Raw genomic sequence first — 13,973 nt, forward strand, 5'->3', positions numbered from 1 at the left:
CCCGGCCCGCGACGGGGCCGCACACCCCTCACTTGCGCGGTGGCAGTGGAAAGAATCCGCTGGTGCGGGCAGCGTACTCGGCGAAGCCTGGCCGCTCGGCCATGTGCTGCTCCAGCAGCCGCTGACCGCTGCCCCGGGTCAGCAGGAAGGTCATCACCAGGGGCGAGACGACGCTGACGGCCGCCGCGCCGAGCGCGTCGCAGGTGATCAGGAACAAGCCCCACCACACGCAGCAGTCCCCGAAGTAGTTCGGGTGCCGGGTGTAGCGCCACAGCCCGCGGTCCATGATCCGGCCCTTGGCCGCGGGGTCGGACTTGAACCGGGCGAGTTGCGCGTCGCCGACCGTCTCGAAGAACAGCCCGACGGCCCACAGCGCGGTGCCGGCCAGGGCGAACGCGGACATCGGACCCGGCACGTACTGCGCGGCCTGCACCGGCAGCGACACCAGCCACACCAGGGCTGACTGGAGCAGATAGACCATGCGCAGTGCGTACAGGTTCCGGTGGCCGGGCGCCTTGGCGAGCATCCGTTCGTAGCGCGGGTCCTCGCCCTGCCCGCGGCCCCGCCGGGCGATGTGCCCGGCGAGCCGCAGCCCCCACACCGCCGTCAGTACGGTGATCAAGAGGCGCCGCCCCTGATCGCCCGCGCCGTCCGAGGCCAGGAAGCCCACCACGGCGACCGTGGTGAAGCCGACGCCCCAGGCGATGTCGACGATCCGATGCGTGCCCCGGTACACGGCGACCGCGAACGTGACCAGCATGACGGCCAGTGCCGCGGCAGCCGACGGGCCGAGGCCCGTCGCGAAGTCCCTCCAGGGGAAACCGTTCACAGCTGCTCCAGTCCGGCGTACCAGTCCCTCGGGGTGGCGGGCAGACCGCTGTGCCCGGTGTCCGCCGGGCACACGGCGATGATCTGGTCGACGCCCATGCGTCGCTCGGCGAAGGCCAGGGCGCCGCCGACCAGGTACAGGCGCCAGACGCGAGCCGTCTGCTCGCCGACGAGCCGCACGACGTCCGCCCAGCGGTCCTCCAGGGTGCGGTGCCAGGCATCGACGGTACGTACGTAGTGCTCGCGCAGCGACTCCACGGATCTGACCTCCAGACCCGCCGCTTCCAGGAGGTGCACGGTCTCGCCCATGGGGCGCATGTGCATGTCGGGCGCGATGAACGCCTCGATGAAGGCGCCGCCGCCCGGCGCCGCCGCGCCGCGCGACATCTGCTGCACGAACACCCGCCCCAGTGGGCGGGCCAGCCGGTGAAGTGCGGCGGCGAACGCGGGGTACTCGGCATCGCCGACGTGCTCGCCCATCTCGACGCTCGCGACGGCGTCGAAGCCGCCGCCCGCGATGTCCCGGTAGTCCTGGCACACCACGTCCACACGGTCGGCCAGGCCCCGTTCACCGACCTGTTCGCGCACGTACGCGGCCTGCTCGCGGGACACGGTCACCGCGGTGACCAGCACCTTGTGCCGCTGCGCCGCGTACAGGGTCAGCGAGCCCCAGCCGCACCCGATGTCGAGGAGCCGCGCGCCGGGTACGACGCCGAGCTTGCGGCAGACCAGTTCCAGCTTCGCGCGCTGGGCGTCGGCCGCGGTGAACTCCGGTCCATCGCTGGCCCAGTAGCCGCACGAGTACGCCATCGTCTCGTCGAGGAGCAGCCGGTAGAAGGCGTTGGACAGGTCGTAGTGGTGGCTGATGGCCGCCCGGTCGCGGGCCTTGGTGTGCCGGGCGCCGCGCAGCCGCGCCTGTGAGCCGGGCGGTGCCGGCGAGGGTCCCACGGCACCCAGCCGGGCGGCGACGGCGGCGGCGCGGGCCCGGTCGCCGAGGCTGAGCCAGGGCGGGTGCGGGCCGCGCTGCCGGGCCGCCGACCAGATGGCGCGCAGTCCGGCAGCCAGCTCTCCCTCCACGTCGATCTCGCCGGTGACGTACGCCTGCGCGAGGCCCAACTCGCCTGGCCGCCACAGCAGTCGGCGCAGGGCGCGCCGGGAACGTACGACCACGACGGGTGCGCCGGCAGGGCCCGTCTCGGTGCCGTCCCAGGCGCGCAGGCGGACCGGCAGCGGACCGCCGAGCGCGGTCTCGGCCAGGGCGGCGAGGCGGTGGGCCGCACCGGTACGGGCGGGACGGGCGGGACGGGTGGCGGTCATCGGTGGGTGTCCTCCTTGGTGAGCAGGTACTGCTGCACGTCGATGTATCCGGAGCGGAAACCGGCTTCGGAGTAGGCGAGGTAGAACGTCCACATGCGGCGGAACGTGTCGTCGAAGCCGAGCGCGGCGACCTCCTCGGCGCGTTCGGTGAACCGCTCGCGCCACAGGCGCAGCGTCTCGGCGTAGTGGGCGCCGAAGCCGTCCCGGCGGCCGATGGTGAGCCCGGTGCGGTCGCGCACGGTCCCGGCGACCGCCTCGACCGACGGCAGCGCGCCTCCGGGGAAGATGTACTTCTGGATCCATGTGTAGGTCGAACGGGCCGCGAGCATCCGGTCGTTGGGCATGGTGATGGCCTGCAGGGCGGCCCGTCCGCCCGGGGCGAGGCGCTCGTCGAGGGTGCGGAAGTAGACGGGCCAGAACTCGGCGCCGACCGCCTCGATCATCTCGACGCTGACGACCGCGTCGTAGGTGCCGCGCGCTTCCCGGTAGTCGCTCAGCTCGACGCGGACCCGGTCGGCCAGTCCGGCCGCTTCGATCCGGGTGCGGGCGAGGTCGCGCTGCTCGTGGGAGAGGGTGAGCGACGTGACGTGCGCACCGCGGCCGGCGGCACGGATCGCGAGTTCACCCCACCCGGTACCGATCTCCAACACCCGGCTGCCGTCCCGTACTTCGGCGAGGTCGAGCAGGCGGTCGATCTTGCGACGCTGGGCGTCGGCCAGCAGGTCCCACGTGGCGGGCAGCGCGCGGAAGATGCCGGACGAGTAGGTGAGGGTGTCGTCGAGGAAGAGCGCGAACAGGTCGTTGGACAGGTCGTAATGACGACTGATGTTGGTCCGCGAGCCACCCGGAGTGTTGCGCTGCTCGTACGGACGGCGCAGCGCCCACAGGCCGCGCAGCCGCTGCAGCGGTGCGGGGACCAGCTCGGCGGCGTGTGCGGCGAGCACCGTGAGCGCGGCCACCAGGTCGGGGGCGTCCCACTCGCCGGCCATGTACGACTCGCCGAACCCGATGAGTCCGTGACGTCCGATGCGGCGGTGAAAGTCGTCCGGCCGGTGGACGGTCAGCGCCGGGCCGCCCCGGCCCAGCACGGGGCCGTCGGCGAACTGCACGCGCAGCGGCAGCTTGTGCAGGGCTCGCCGGACGACGGCCTCGGTGATGGCGGTGCGGGCGCGGGAGGCGGTCGGTGCCGCGGCGACGTCGGGCCGGCGCCCCCGGTCCCCGGCAGCCCGGGGCGTCGAGTCCGGGCGCGCCGGGCCGAAGTGGGGTTCGCACGTTGTCATGAGCCGTTCTCCGGTGTCCTGTGTTCGGGGCCGTGGGGGCGAGCGGGGAGGTCGGGGCGGGGGTGGACGGGCAGCCCTCGCAGGTACAGACGGATGCCGTGCAGGCGGATGGCCGCGGCCACGGCGAGCGTGGACCAGGGCCTGCCCAGGGCCAGGCGCAGCAGGGTGGCCGTACGGGCGTCGTGCCGGCTGCCGCGGACGGTCGCGGTGAAGGGCCGGGTGCCGTCGCGCTCCAGGTGCACGGTGAGGTCGACGCGGTCGCCGGGGGCCGGCAGCCGCATGCGGTAGCGGCCGTCGACCGGGAAGAACGGCGAGACGTAGAACTCCTTGTCGGTCACCGCCGTACCCGAGCTGTCGGGACGCAGTAGGTAGTGGTGGCGCCCGCCGTAGGTGTTGTGGACCTCGGCGACGATGCAGCGCGGGGCTCCGCCGGGGTCGAGGCACCAGTAGAGGGTGAGCGGGTTGAACACGTACCCGAGGACGCGGGCGTGGGTGAGCATCACGACCGGCCCACCGGACAGGTCGACGCCGCACTCGCCGAGGAAGGCTTCCAGGCCCGCGCGCAGGGAGCGGTGGTCGCCGGTGAAGTGGTCACGCGGTTCGAAGCGCGCCAACGGCCTGAGCGGCAGGGGCAGTTCGGGCGGATGGTCGGGATCGATGAGCCACATGTACGTCCGGTGCCGCAACGCGTACTTCTTCGGTGCGCTGCGTACGTGGGTGATCGCGACGCGGTACAGGGCAGGAGCCGCGCTCATCACCAGCGCACCCCCAGGGCGGCGGCGGCCTCGACCCCGGACCGGCAGCCGTCCTCGTGGAAGCCCCAGCCGTGGTAGGCGCCGGCGAACGCCGTCACGGCGGTGCGCAGTTCGGGCAGCCGGCGCTGGGCGGCCACCGACTCCGGGGTGTAGACGGGATGTTCGTAGACCATGCGGGCCAGGACACGGGCGGGGTCGACGCGGTCCTCGCCGCCGAGCGTCACCACGTACGTCTCGGGTGCGGTCAGACGCTGGAGCCGGTTCATGTCGTAGCTGACGCGCACCCGGTCTGCGGCCGCGGTGCAGGACGGCATCAGATAGTTCCACGAGGCGCGGGCGCCCGGGGAGCGCGGCAGCACACCGGTGTCGGTGTGCAGCAGCGTGGTGTTGCGCGCGTACCGGAAGGCGCCGAGGACCTCCTTCTCCAGCGGCGTGGCGTCGGCCAGGAACTCCAGGGCCTGCGCCGGGTGCGTGGCGATGACCACGGAGTCGTACGCGTGCGTGGTGCCGTCGGCGGCGACGAGACCGACACCGTCCGCGTGCCGCCGCACGGCGCGCACCGGCGCCGCCACGTGGACCGCGTGCAGGTGCCGGGCGATCCGTCCGACGTAGGTGCCGGAGCCTCCGGTGACGGTGCGCCAGGTCGGCGACCCGCCCACTGCGAGCATCCCGTGGTGTTCCAGGAAGCGGAACAAGTACCCGGCCGGGTACCGCTGCGCGGTGGCCGCGTCGCAGGACCAGACGGCCGACACCAGCGGCGTCGTGAAGTGTGCACGGAAGTACGTCGAGAAGCCTTCGCGGTCCAGGAACCCACCGAGCGTGAGCTCCTCCTCCCCGCCCCGCGCGAGCAGCCGCCGTGCGGCCCGGTGGAAGGCGGGCACCTGGGCGAGCAGCCGCAGGTACTGCGGGCGCAGTGCGCTGCGGGGCCGGGCGAACAGTCCCGCGGCGCCGCGCGCACCGGCGTACTCAAGGCCGCAGCCCTCGCACCGCACCGACATGCTCATCTCCGACTCCTGCGTGGCGACGCCGAGTTCGGCGAACAGCCTCAGCAGGTACGGGTAGGTGCGGCGGTTGTGCACGATGAAGCCCGAGTCGACCCCGTGCCGGGTGCCGTCGGATGCGGTCAGGTCATGGGTGTGGGCATGTCCGCCGAGCCGGTCGTCGGCCTCGTACAGCGTCACTTCCTGAGTGCGGGCCAGCACGTACGCGGCGGTGAGTCCCGCCACCCCGCTGCCGATCACCGCAGTGCGCCGCCGGCGTCCTGCGCCCGGCCCGGCCGTTCGGTCGGACTCCTTCGGGACGCCCCTTTGTGCCAACGACATCGCCTCTCCTCACACCCTGCTGACGCACGCGGTCTCACAGGTAATCCGGAGCCGGTCGGGAGGCGGATTGGAGACGGATGGTCCGACCTTCCGCACCGAACGGGGAGGGGTGGGGCCGGCAGGCTTGCCGGCGACGGGGTCACGGCCGGGGTCACGGCCGGGGTCAGGGCCGGGGTCGGGGGACCGTGAGCGCCGACTCCCGGTCCCCCAACCCCCTTACGCCCCAGGGCAGTTGCCCGGCGCGACCCCTCCGGGTCAGCTCTTGGGCATGAGGACGGTGTCGATGATGTAGACGTTGGCGTTGGCGGTCCTGACGTCGCCGCAGACCACGTCGGCCGAGTCGTTGACCTTGTAGGACTCACCGGATCCGGAGGTGGTCACCTTCGACTTCTCCAGTGTGTCGAACGAGCCGCTCTCCAGGTCCTTGGGGGCGAGCTTCTGGCCGACGACGTGGTAGGTCAGGATCTTGGTCAGCTGCTCCTTGTCGTTGAGGACCTTGTCCAGGTCCGCCTTCGGGATCTTCGCGAAGGCGTCGTTGGTGGGCGCGAAGACGGTGATGCCCTGCGCGTTGTTCAGGGTGTCCACGAGGCCGGCCTTCTTCACGGCCGTGACCAGGGTCGACAGCGCCGGGTTGTGCGAGGCGGCGGTGGCGACCGGGTCCTGGGCCATCCCGTCGAAGGAACCGGCGCCGTCCTTGGGCACGGACGCACACGCGGGCCCGAACGGCTTGCTCATCGTGCCCGTGTCGCCGGCGGAGCTGGCCGTGTCGGAGCCCTTCGACGCGGCGGACGAGGAGCCGGCGCCCGCCTTGTCCTTGGAGTCACTGTCGGAGCAGGCGGTCAGGGCAAGCGGCAGCACGGCGGCGGCAGCGACGGCAACGGCGACACGACGGACTCGAGTCTGCATGGCAATCCCTCAGCGATCGGGTTCGTGAGAGCCCTGTGCTCTCATCGCCGCTAATCCGGCACGGCGCGCCCCACGGATTGGTCCTGCACACGAAAGAGTGATCTACGCCCACCGGACCCTTGTCGCCGCGTTCCGCAGGACCGACGGCGCGGTGTCCCTCGATGGCGTGAACGACCAATCCGTGTGCGCGTCGAGGACGGATTCCCCGCATGGACGATGACGCGACACGGCACAGGGCACCACGGCACGAGGCACCACGGTTCGAGCGCCTTGCCCGGGGCGCCCTGAGCGGCCTGCTCTCCGGCTACGCGGCGATCGCGGTCGCGGAGCTGGTCTCCGCCGCCGTCAGACCGGAATCAGGGCCGGTCATCGCGGTCGGCGGGGCCGCCATCGACCGCACGCCGACGGCGGTCAAAAACTGGGCGATCCGCCACTTCGGCACCAACGACAAACTCGTCCTCCAGCTCGGCATCCTCGCCGTACTGGCCGTTCTCGCCCTGGCCCTCGGCATGCTGGCGACCCGCCGGCGCACCGCGGGCTCGCTCGGTGTCCTGGCCTTCGGGGCCATCGGCGCCCTGGCCGCGACCGGACGTCCGGACTCCACCGGCGTGCACGACGCCCTGCCCTCGGCGGCAGGCGCGGTCGTTGGCGCCGCTCTGCTCGCCTACCTCATCGGGCGCCTCCCCCGCCCCACTGCGGCGGGACCGCCGGCCTCCAAGGCCACGACGGGACACGAAGTTCCGGCCGCCGACTCCGACGGCGAAGAACCGGACACGGCATCCGCGGACCGCAACAGCAAGGAGGGCACAGGCAGTTGGGACCGGCGAGGGTTCGTCCTCGCCGCGACCGCAGCAGCCGCGGCATCGACCGCGGCAGGCCTGGCCGGCCGCTCCCTCAACGGCTCGCGAGGACAGGACGCCGTCGCTTCCCGCAAGAACGTGGTCCTTCCCAAGCCGTCGTCGGCCGCCTCCCCCACTCCTCGGGGAGCCGGCCTGAGCATCGAGGGCATCAGCCCGTATGTGACGCCCACCAGCGACTTCTACCGCGTCGACACGGCGCTGGTCGTTCCCAGGGTCGACGCCACCACCTGGCGCCTGCGCATTCACGGCCAAGGCGTGCGGCGCGAACTGACCCTGTCCTTCGACGACTTGCTGGCGATGCCGCTCATCGAACGGAACATCACCCTCACCTGCGTCTCCAACGAGGTCGGCGGCCCCTACGTGGGCAACGCCCGCTGGATCGGTGTCCGCCTGGCCGATCTGCTGCGGCGATGCGGAGTGAAGCCGCCGTCCCGGGGCGGTCCCGCCGACCAGTTGGTGGCGCGCTCCGTGGACGGCATGACGATCGGCAGTCCCGTGGAGGATGTCATGGACGGGCGCGACGCCATGCTCGCCGTCGGCATGAACGGCCGGCCGCTTCCCTTCGCACACGGCTTTCCCGTACGCATGGTGGTCCCCGGCTTGTACGGCTACGTGTCGGCCTGCAAATGGATCCGGGACATCGAACTGACCACCTTCGACTCCTACGACTCGTACTGGGTCCAGCGGGACTGGGCGCAGCGGGCCCCGATCAAGACCCAGTCGCGCATCGACACGCCCCAACCCTTCGGCCGCCTCCGGGCGGGCACCGTCATGGTGGCCGGAGTCGCCTGGGCCCAGCACCGCGGCATCGCCAAGGTCGAGATCCGCGTCGACGACGGCCCCTGGGAAGAGGCCCGACTCGCCGCCGAGGACACCCACGACACCTGGCGCCAGTGGTACTACCCCTGGCAAGCAACCAGGGGCGGCCACACCCTGACCGTCCGAGCCACCGACAACACCGGCCGGACCCAGACGGACAAGCGGACTCCGACCGACCCCGACGGCGCCTCCGGCCGGCATTCGGTCGTCGTCACCGTCGACTGAGGAGGCGCGTGCCGTACGCGCCTCAGCGCCTGCGTAGGAACATGACGACGAGCACGATGACCAGAATGAGAACGACGGTTCCGATGCCTATGTACATGTCGAGCCCCCCTCTTCTTTCGGTTCCCCGAATCTCGGCCGGACCGGCGTGCGCCGACCCGGCTGCTCAGGCCTGGCGGCCCTGTTGAGCTCGATGTTGAGCTCGATCAGGCTGCCGCCGTTCGAGTACCCATCCGCTCGGCATGAAACAGCGGGTGCCCGACCGGGTCCGCCCGTGTCACTGCGTCTCCGGTCGTAGCGGTGCGCCCTCGTCCACAGCGGCTTCAGCAACCGTCGTCGAGTGCGAGGACCAATCCGCCTTCGGTGTCCTGTGCGCCCCGTCGCCGGGCCAGCGCGTACACGTCCTCGCCCAGTGCGGCGAGAGCGAGCTGCCGGGTTCGCTCGCGTACGGGGGCGAGTTCGGGCGTTCCTCGTTGCACGTGCCCCACCGCATGCCAGTAGGCCTGGCCGACTCCGGACAGCAGGGCGGCGTCCTCTTCCCGGCCGTCCTCGGCGAGGGCCGCGGCCAGGACGTCGATGCCCAGAGCCGTGCCGAAGCGGTCGCCCAGGAGCTGTTTGCCCTGCAGCATGGCCCGTGCGTGCACCGCCGCATCGCGGGGCCGGTCCTGGAGGAGGGCGAGCAGGGCAAGTTGGTAGTCCAGGTACGAGCGTGCCCAGACCTCGCCGGTCCGATCGCAGTCGGCGAGCAGCCGACGTGCCAGGGTTTCCGCCTCGCTCAGGGCACCCAGGGCGGTGCAGGCGAACACCGCGACCAGGCGACAGCGCAGTCTCGCCGCGGAGCCCACGTCCGCCTGGGTGTCGCTCAGCGCCCGTTCGGCCGCAGTGTGCGCAGCAAGCGGCCGACCGGTCATCAAGTAGGTGATCCCGAGGAGGTAGGCCGCGGCAAGCGCGGCCTCGTCGTCCTCGCCCTGCTGGGCCAGCCGCGTGCAGACCGTGCCCAACTGCTCGGCCTGGTCGTACTCTCCCTGCAGCACCAGAACGACGCCCAGCGCCCACAGTCCACGTCCTCGCACCGACTGCGGGACGCCGTGCAGGGCGAGCCCTCGTTCCAAGTACGCGCGCGCTTCGTGCAGATGACCGCAGCAGCTCCAGAAGAACCCGACACGGGCGGCCAGGTCGAGTCCCTCCGCGGGAGCCACTGCCAGCAGATGATCGAGAGCGGCGCAGATGTCCGGGAACGCGTCATTGACGTGCCGGTAGGCCAGGACCTGCTCGGACCCCGCCCACCGGGCCTCGGCATGGGCCACCAGGCGACGGCAGACCGCGACGGCTGCGGCCTGTGCGGACGGTGAACTCAGATCAGTGCCGGGTGCGACCTCGGCCGCCCGGGACGTGAACAGCCGCATGGCGTCGCTTCGTTTCGGGTCTCCGTCGGCGAACGACAACGGCCCGATCTCGACGACGCACTCGTCACGCAGCTGCAGCGTTTGCCTGCTGGTCGCCAGGACGGTGAGGGCGGGGACAGCCGTAAGAAGATCACTGATCAGGAGGCGGCATTCGTCGACCAGGTGCTCGCAGGAGTCGAGGCCAGCAGTTTCTCGGTCCCGGCGAGCCATGCGCACAGCGCCTCGACAGGTGCCCGCGACGTATGGTCGGTCAGACCCACGGCGTCGCTGACGGTGACGCTCAGCAGTCGGCCGTCCATGAGCGGCCAGAGCGAGACCCAGGATGACCCGTCCCGGTAACGGGTGCGGTGTGCCGCGGCGGCACGCATGGCCACCCGGGTCTTGCCGACGCCGCCCGGTCCGGTCATGGTCACCAGTCGGTGGGAACCGAGCGCTTCGTCGATACGGCGCAACTCGGCCTCTCGGCCCACCAGGATGTTCGTCTCTTCGGGAATTCCACTCACCACGGCAGAAAGTTTCGTCGAGCTCGCTCGATGGCGAGCGGCGTTCGACGCGTTCAACCCCCTTGTAGTGAATACCTGTTGGGCCATCACCGAACTGGAGCCGAGGTTTCCGCCAGTGATGCTGGTGAGCCGTCCCGTGCTTCACGCCCGGCCCGCGCGCAGCGCGTCCACCGCGATCCGGGCCGCCGTGCCGATGACGGCGTCAGCGGCGGGGAGGGTGCCCGCGGTCTGTGCGGTGCGGGTGAAGACGGCGACGGCGTACCGGCCGCCGTCGGGGTATTCGACGACCCCCACCTCGTTGCGCAGCGTCGGCAGCGACCCGGTCTTCCCTGCGACGTGCACGTCGTCGAAGGGAAAGCCGGAAGCCAGGCGGTGCGGCCACACCTGAAGGCCCATCACGCGCCGGATCGCCGCGCCGTGTTCGGGCGGGCACGCCTCGTCGCGCCAGACGGCCCGCAGCAGCCGGGTCATGTCGCGCGCAGTGCTGTGGTTGGTGCGGGCCGGGTCGAGGGCGCGCAGCCGTGCGACGACGTGCGGATCGGCCAGGGCCCCGGCGCCGGCCGGTCCCGCGTCCTCCTTGACGGTGGCGAGCATGGCGCCGAAGGAGTGCACGGCCCGCGTCGCGTCGAGGCCGAGGCGGGCCGTGGTGCGGTTGACGGCGTCGAGGCCGACGCGTGCCAGCAGCAGATCGGCGGCGGCGTTGTCGCTGACGGCCATCATCAGATAGGCGAGGTCGCGCAGGGAGAGCCGGGCGGTGTCCAGCATCGCCGCGATCCCGGTGGGTCCCGGCGTGCGGCCCTGCGGCGGGCAGTCGACCGGTTCGGTGAGGTCGAGTTCGCCGTTCGACGCACGGTCGTGCAGGGCCACGAGCAGGCACAGCTTGTGCACGCTCGCCGTGGGGACCGACTCGTCGGCGTCGACGCCGAGCCCGGCGCCGGAGTCGATGTCGAGCGCGTGCAGTCGCCCGCCGACCCCAGCGTCGGCGAAGGCCGCGCGGATCCGGTCGGGCGTCTCGGACAGGGTGTCAGTGCGGGTCACAACCAGTACTCCGCTGCCGGTCGCAGGTGCATGGGGCGGGTGGGGGTGTCGGGGTGGGCGTCGGCGGTGGTGCGCAGCGCGTGCGTGGCCGCGTCGGCGAAGGCGTGGACCGCTGTGTCGCCGTGCCCGCGCGGCCAGGCGACGGAATGGCGCCAGGCCAGCGGGGCGCCGACCAAGGGCCGCCACACCAGGGCGGCGTCGGGCTCGGCGGCTTCGGCGTCGCGCGGGCCGAAGGCCACGGCCCGTGCCGAGAGCACCAGGCCGCGGACGAAGCTGGCGCCCTGCCCGTGCCGTACGGCAGGTGGCGTGTAGCCGCCGCGTGCGCAGGTGGTGAGCAGGTCGTCGTAGAGCGCGGGGGCGCCCGCCCGCGGGAAGAGGATCAGGTCGGACCCGGCGAGTGCGGCGAGCGGGACCTCGGCGTGGGCGGCGGCCTCGGCGTCCCGCGGCAGCAGCACGCCGAGGTCGCGGCGGAGCACCGGTCCGAGTTCGAGGCCGCTCACGTCGCAGGGGTGGTGGATGAGTCCCACGTCGAGTTCGTGGGCGGCGAAGCGGGCGAGCTGGTCGGCGGTCGACAGTTCGTGCAGTTCCAGTTCCACTCCGGAGCGCCGGTCCTGGAACCCGGTCAGGAGCGCGGCGACGGTGCCGCCCGCGATGTCGGGCGGCAGCCCCGCGCGCAGGAGTCCGCTCTCGCCGTCACGGATCCGGCGCGCGGCCGCGCGCAGCGCCTCGGACCTGGCCAGCAGTTCGCGCGCCTCGGGCAGCAGCAGGGTGCCCGCCTTCGTGATGGTCACCTGTCGGCTGGTGCGGTCGAAGAGCCGCACCTCGAGCTCGCGCTCGAGCCGCTGGATGCGCTGCGACAAGGGCGGCTGGGCCATCCCGAGGCGGGCCGCGGCTCGTCCGAAATGTGACTCCTCTGCAACAGTCACAAAGCACTCGAGGTGCCGGATCAGGTCCATGATCAGCAATCATATCCAATATTGATGAATGGTCGATCGATATCGTGCTTGGACAGATGGTAGGCAGTCTTGCTCTCCTCGCGGTATGACGCACCTTCCTTCACCGCCCGACGCGGGCTTCGGGCACGCCACCACCCACCGCAACCGGGGCCGTCGTCGCGGACTGCGGGCCGCGGTCGCCGTGACCGTCGTGACGGCCGTCGCCGCGGGCGGCGCGTACGCCGTCGGACTCGGCCCCTTCGCCCACGACGAGGCGCCCGATCCCGCGGCGACCGCTCAGGCGCGGGCGTTCCTCGCGGACTGGGCGGGCGGCCGCCTCGACAGCGCGGGCTCGCGAACGACCAGCCCGGCGCGGGCACAGGAGGTGCTGCGCAACTTCACCGCGGGCCTCGACATCAGCAAGCCGCAGCTCACCGCGGGCACCGCCGAGCGGGCGGGCGACGGCACGGTCCGGGTCGCCTTCACCGCGAAGATGCCCGTCACGGACCTGGGCACCTGGACGTACCGGTCCCACCTGCCCGTACAGGAACAGAAGGACGGCACCTGGAAGGTCGACTGGTCCCTGTCGCTCGTCCATCCCCATCTCAGCGACACCGCGAAGTTCCGCCTGGAGCGGGCGGACACCACGCCGCCGAAGGTCACCGACCGCAACGGCGCGTCCCTGACGGGCGACGCCCATCCGTCCTTGCGGCCGGTCCTGGCCCAATTGGCGGGCGGCGGCGCAGGACCGCGCGGCACGATCCGGCTCGTGGACCGGGCCACCGGCGAGGTCGAGGGCACGGAGGCCACCTTCGGGAAGCCGCGCAAGCAGCCGGCCGACGGGCCGGTGACCACGACTCTCGACGCGACCTGGCAGGCCGCCGCGGACAAGGCCATGACAGAGCAGGCCGACGGCAAGAACGCCGCACTCGTCGCCCTCCGGGTCGACAACGGCGAGATCCTCGCCATGGCCAACTCCCCCGCCACCGGCTTCAACCGCGCCATGTCCGGCACCTACGCGCCCGGCTCCACGTTCAAGCTCGTCACGAGCAGCGCGCTCCTGATGAAGAACGCCGTGGCACCCGACGACATCGTGGACTGCCCCAAGTACCTCACCGTCGGCAAGGAGTTCCACAACGTGGAGACCTCCTCGTTCCCGAACGCGACCTTCCGCAAGGACTTCACGGAGTCCTGCAACACCGCCTTCATCAGCCTGCGCGGCAAGCTCGGCGACACCGAACTCGGGGACGTGGCCCACAAGTACTTCGGGATCGGCCAGGAGTGGCGGGTCGGAATCCCCTCGTACGACGGCTCGGTGCCCGCGCCCAAGGACGAGACGGAGAAGGCGGCCTCGATGATAGGGCAGGGCCGGATCCAGGCGAACCCGCTGATCATGGCGTCCGTCACGGCGACGGCGACGTCCGGCCGCTTCCACCAGCCGACGATCGTGCCCGGCGCCACGGATGCGACGACCACGACGCCGCTCCCGAAGTCGGTGGTCGCTCAGCTGCGCACCCTGATGCGGGCGACGGTCACCGACGGGACCGCGCGCGTGCTCGCCGACCTGCCCGGTGACATCGGCGCGAAGACCGGCACCGCCGAGGTCTCGGAGAGCGAGCCCAACAACGGCTGGCTGGTCGCCCGGCGCGGCAACGTCGCCGTGGCGTGCGTCGTCGAACAGGGCGTCACGGGCGGCGGCTCGGCCGGTCCCATCCTGCACAGCCTGTTGTCCGCCGTCCCCGGGGACCCGTCCTGAGACTGCGGTCGCCACAAGTGCCGTGA

At 71.9% G+C, this 13,973-nt stretch carries 12 protein-coding genes; 2 read left to right on the forward strand and 10 right to left on the reverse strand.

Translation table 11 applies throughout. The features are described 5' to 3' along the window. Positions 1-28: 28 nt before the first annotated feature. The 6 genes from ACIBUY_RS23870 to ACIBUY_RS23895 all read right to left on the reverse strand — a co-directional run bounded on the left by ACIBUY_RS23870 (position 29) and on the right by ACIBUY_RS23895 (position 6,408). Entirely contained in the window at positions 29-829 is an 801-nt protein-coding gene (locus ACIBUY_RS23870) for a DUF1295 domain-containing protein (protein WP_399153606.1), read from the reverse strand. Further along, positions 826-2,145: a class I SAM-dependent methyltransferase gene (locus ACIBUY_RS23875; RefSeq protein ID WP_399153607.1), complete on the reverse strand. Its 1,320-nt coding sequence runs from the start codon at positions 2,143-2,145 to the stop codon at positions 826-828. Before ACIBUY_RS23875 ends, ACIBUY_RS23870 begins: the two co-directional genes overlap by 4 nt. After that, positions 2,142-3,425, reverse strand: coding sequence for a class I SAM-dependent methyltransferase (locus ACIBUY_RS23880; RefSeq protein WP_399153608.1), 1,284 nt, complete (start codon positions 3,423-3,425; stop codon positions 2,142-2,144). The genes ACIBUY_RS23875 and ACIBUY_RS23880 overlap by 4 nt, the downstream gene beginning before the upstream one ends. Further along, the gene (locus ACIBUY_RS23885; protein ID WP_399153609.1) at positions 3,422-4,180 is read right to left on the reverse strand and encodes a DUF1365 domain-containing protein; all 759 of its coding nucleotides are present in this window, start codon (positions 4,178-4,180) and stop codon (positions 3,422-3,424) included. The genes ACIBUY_RS23880 and ACIBUY_RS23885 overlap by 4 nt, the downstream gene beginning before the upstream one ends. Beyond that, positions 4,180-5,502, reverse strand: coding sequence for an NAD(P)/FAD-dependent oxidoreductase (locus ACIBUY_RS23890; protein WP_399153610.1), 1,323 nt, complete (start codon positions 5,500-5,502; stop codon positions 4,180-4,182). The genes ACIBUY_RS23885 and ACIBUY_RS23890 overlap by 1 nt, the downstream gene beginning before the upstream one ends. 255 nt (positions 5,503-5,757) lie before the next feature. Beyond that, complete coding sequence (locus tag ACIBUY_RS23895) at positions 5,758-6,408, reverse strand: fasciclin domain-containing protein (RefSeq protein WP_399153611.1); 651 nt, start codon at positions 6,406-6,408, stop codon at positions 5,758-5,760. A gap of 209 nt (positions 6,409-6,617) precedes the next feature. On the opposite strand from ACIBUY_RS23895, the gene ACIBUY_RS23900 reads away from it, so the two are divergent. Continuing rightward, positions 6,618-8,312, forward strand: a complete 1,695-nt coding sequence (locus ACIBUY_RS23900) for a sulfite oxidase (RefSeq protein WP_399153612.1) — start codon at positions 6,618-6,620, stop codon at positions 8,310-8,312. 320 nt (positions 8,313-8,632) lie between these two features. Here the strand turns inward: ACIBUY_RS23900 and ACIBUY_RS23905 are convergent, their stop codons facing one another. From ACIBUY_RS23905 to ACIBUY_RS23920, 4 genes are read right to left on the reverse strand one after another with little or no spacing between them, the layout of a single operon-like run. Next, positions 8,633-9,925: a tetratricopeptide repeat protein gene (locus ACIBUY_RS23905; RefSeq protein WP_399153613.1), complete on the reverse strand. Its 1,293-nt coding sequence runs from the start codon at positions 9,923-9,925 to the stop codon at positions 8,633-8,635. Continuing rightward, on the reverse strand, positions 9,853-10,305 hold the full coding sequence (locus ACIBUY_RS23910) for a hypothetical protein (protein WP_399153614.1): 453 nt from the start codon (positions 10,303-10,305) through the stop codon (positions 9,853-9,855). The genes ACIBUY_RS23905 and ACIBUY_RS23910 overlap by 73 nt, the downstream gene beginning before the upstream one ends. Before the next feature lie 54 nt (positions 10,306-10,359). Continuing rightward, positions 10,360-11,262 (reverse strand): serine hydrolase, encoded by a 903-nt coding sequence (locus ACIBUY_RS23915; RefSeq protein WP_399153795.1) that lies wholly within the window; start codon positions 11,260-11,262, stop codon positions 10,360-10,362. Continuing rightward, positions 11,253-12,212 (reverse strand): LysR family transcriptional regulator, encoded by a 960-nt coding sequence (locus ACIBUY_RS23920; RefSeq protein ID WP_399153615.1) that lies wholly within the window; start codon positions 12,210-12,212, stop codon positions 11,253-11,255. Before ACIBUY_RS23920 ends, ACIBUY_RS23915 begins: the two co-directional genes overlap by 10 nt. Positions 12,213-12,297: 85 nt before the next feature. On the opposite strand from ACIBUY_RS23920, the gene ACIBUY_RS23925 reads away from it, so the two are divergent. Further along, the gene (locus ACIBUY_RS23925) at positions 12,298-13,947 is read left to right on the forward strand and encodes a penicillin-binding transpeptidase domain-containing protein (RefSeq protein WP_399153616.1); all 1,650 of its coding nucleotides are present in this window, start codon (positions 12,298-12,300) and stop codon (positions 13,945-13,947) included. Positions 13,948-13,973 lie beyond the last annotated feature (26 nt).

The sequence above is a fragment of the Streptomyces sp. NPDC050085 genome, assembly GCF_044460595.1.
In the GTDB taxonomy this organism is placed as follows: Bacteria; Actinomycetota; Actinomycetes; order Streptomycetales; family Streptomycetaceae; genus Streptomyces.

Excerpts from the sequence above, each read along its gene's own strand:
- ACIBUY_RS23890 (WP_399153610.1), bottom strand. The coding sequence starts at position 5,502 with ATGTCGTTGGCACAAAGGGGCGTCCCGAAGGAGTCCGACCGAACGGCC.
- ACIBUY_RS23925 (WP_399153616.1), top strand. The coding sequence starts at position 12,298 with ATGACGCACCTTCCTTCACCGCCCGACGCGGGCTTCGGGCACGCCACC.
- ACIBUY_RS23910 (WP_399153614.1), bottom strand. The coding sequence starts at position 10,305 with ATGGCCCAACAGGTATTCACTACAAGGGGGTTGAACGCGTCGAACGCC.
- ACIBUY_RS23875 (WP_399153607.1), bottom strand. The coding sequence starts at position 2,145 with ATGACCGCCACCCGTCCCGCCCGTCCCGCCCGTACCGGTGCGGCCCAC.
- ACIBUY_RS23920 (WP_399153615.1), bottom strand. The coding sequence starts at position 12,212 with ATGGACCTGATCCGGCACCTCGAGTGCTTTGTGACTGTTGCAGAGGAG.
- ACIBUY_RS23895 (WP_399153611.1), bottom strand. The coding sequence starts at position 6,408 with ATGCAGACTCGAGTCCGTCGTGTCGCCGTTGCCGTCGCTGCCGCCGCC.
- ACIBUY_RS23900 (WP_399153612.1), top strand. The coding sequence starts at position 6,618 with ATGGACGATGACGCGACACGGCACAGGGCACCACGGCACGAGGCACCA.
- ACIBUY_RS23905 (WP_399153613.1), bottom strand. The coding sequence starts at position 9,925 with ATGGCTCGCCGGGACCGAGAAACTGCTGGCCTCGACTCCTGCGAGCAC.
- ACIBUY_RS23880 (WP_399153608.1), bottom strand. The coding sequence starts at position 3,425 with ATGACAACGTGCGAACCCCACTTCGGCCCGGCGCGCCCGGACTCGACG.
- ACIBUY_RS23885 (WP_399153609.1), bottom strand. The coding sequence starts at position 4,180 with ATGAGCGCGGCTCCTGCCCTGTACCGCGTCGCGATCACCCACGTACGC.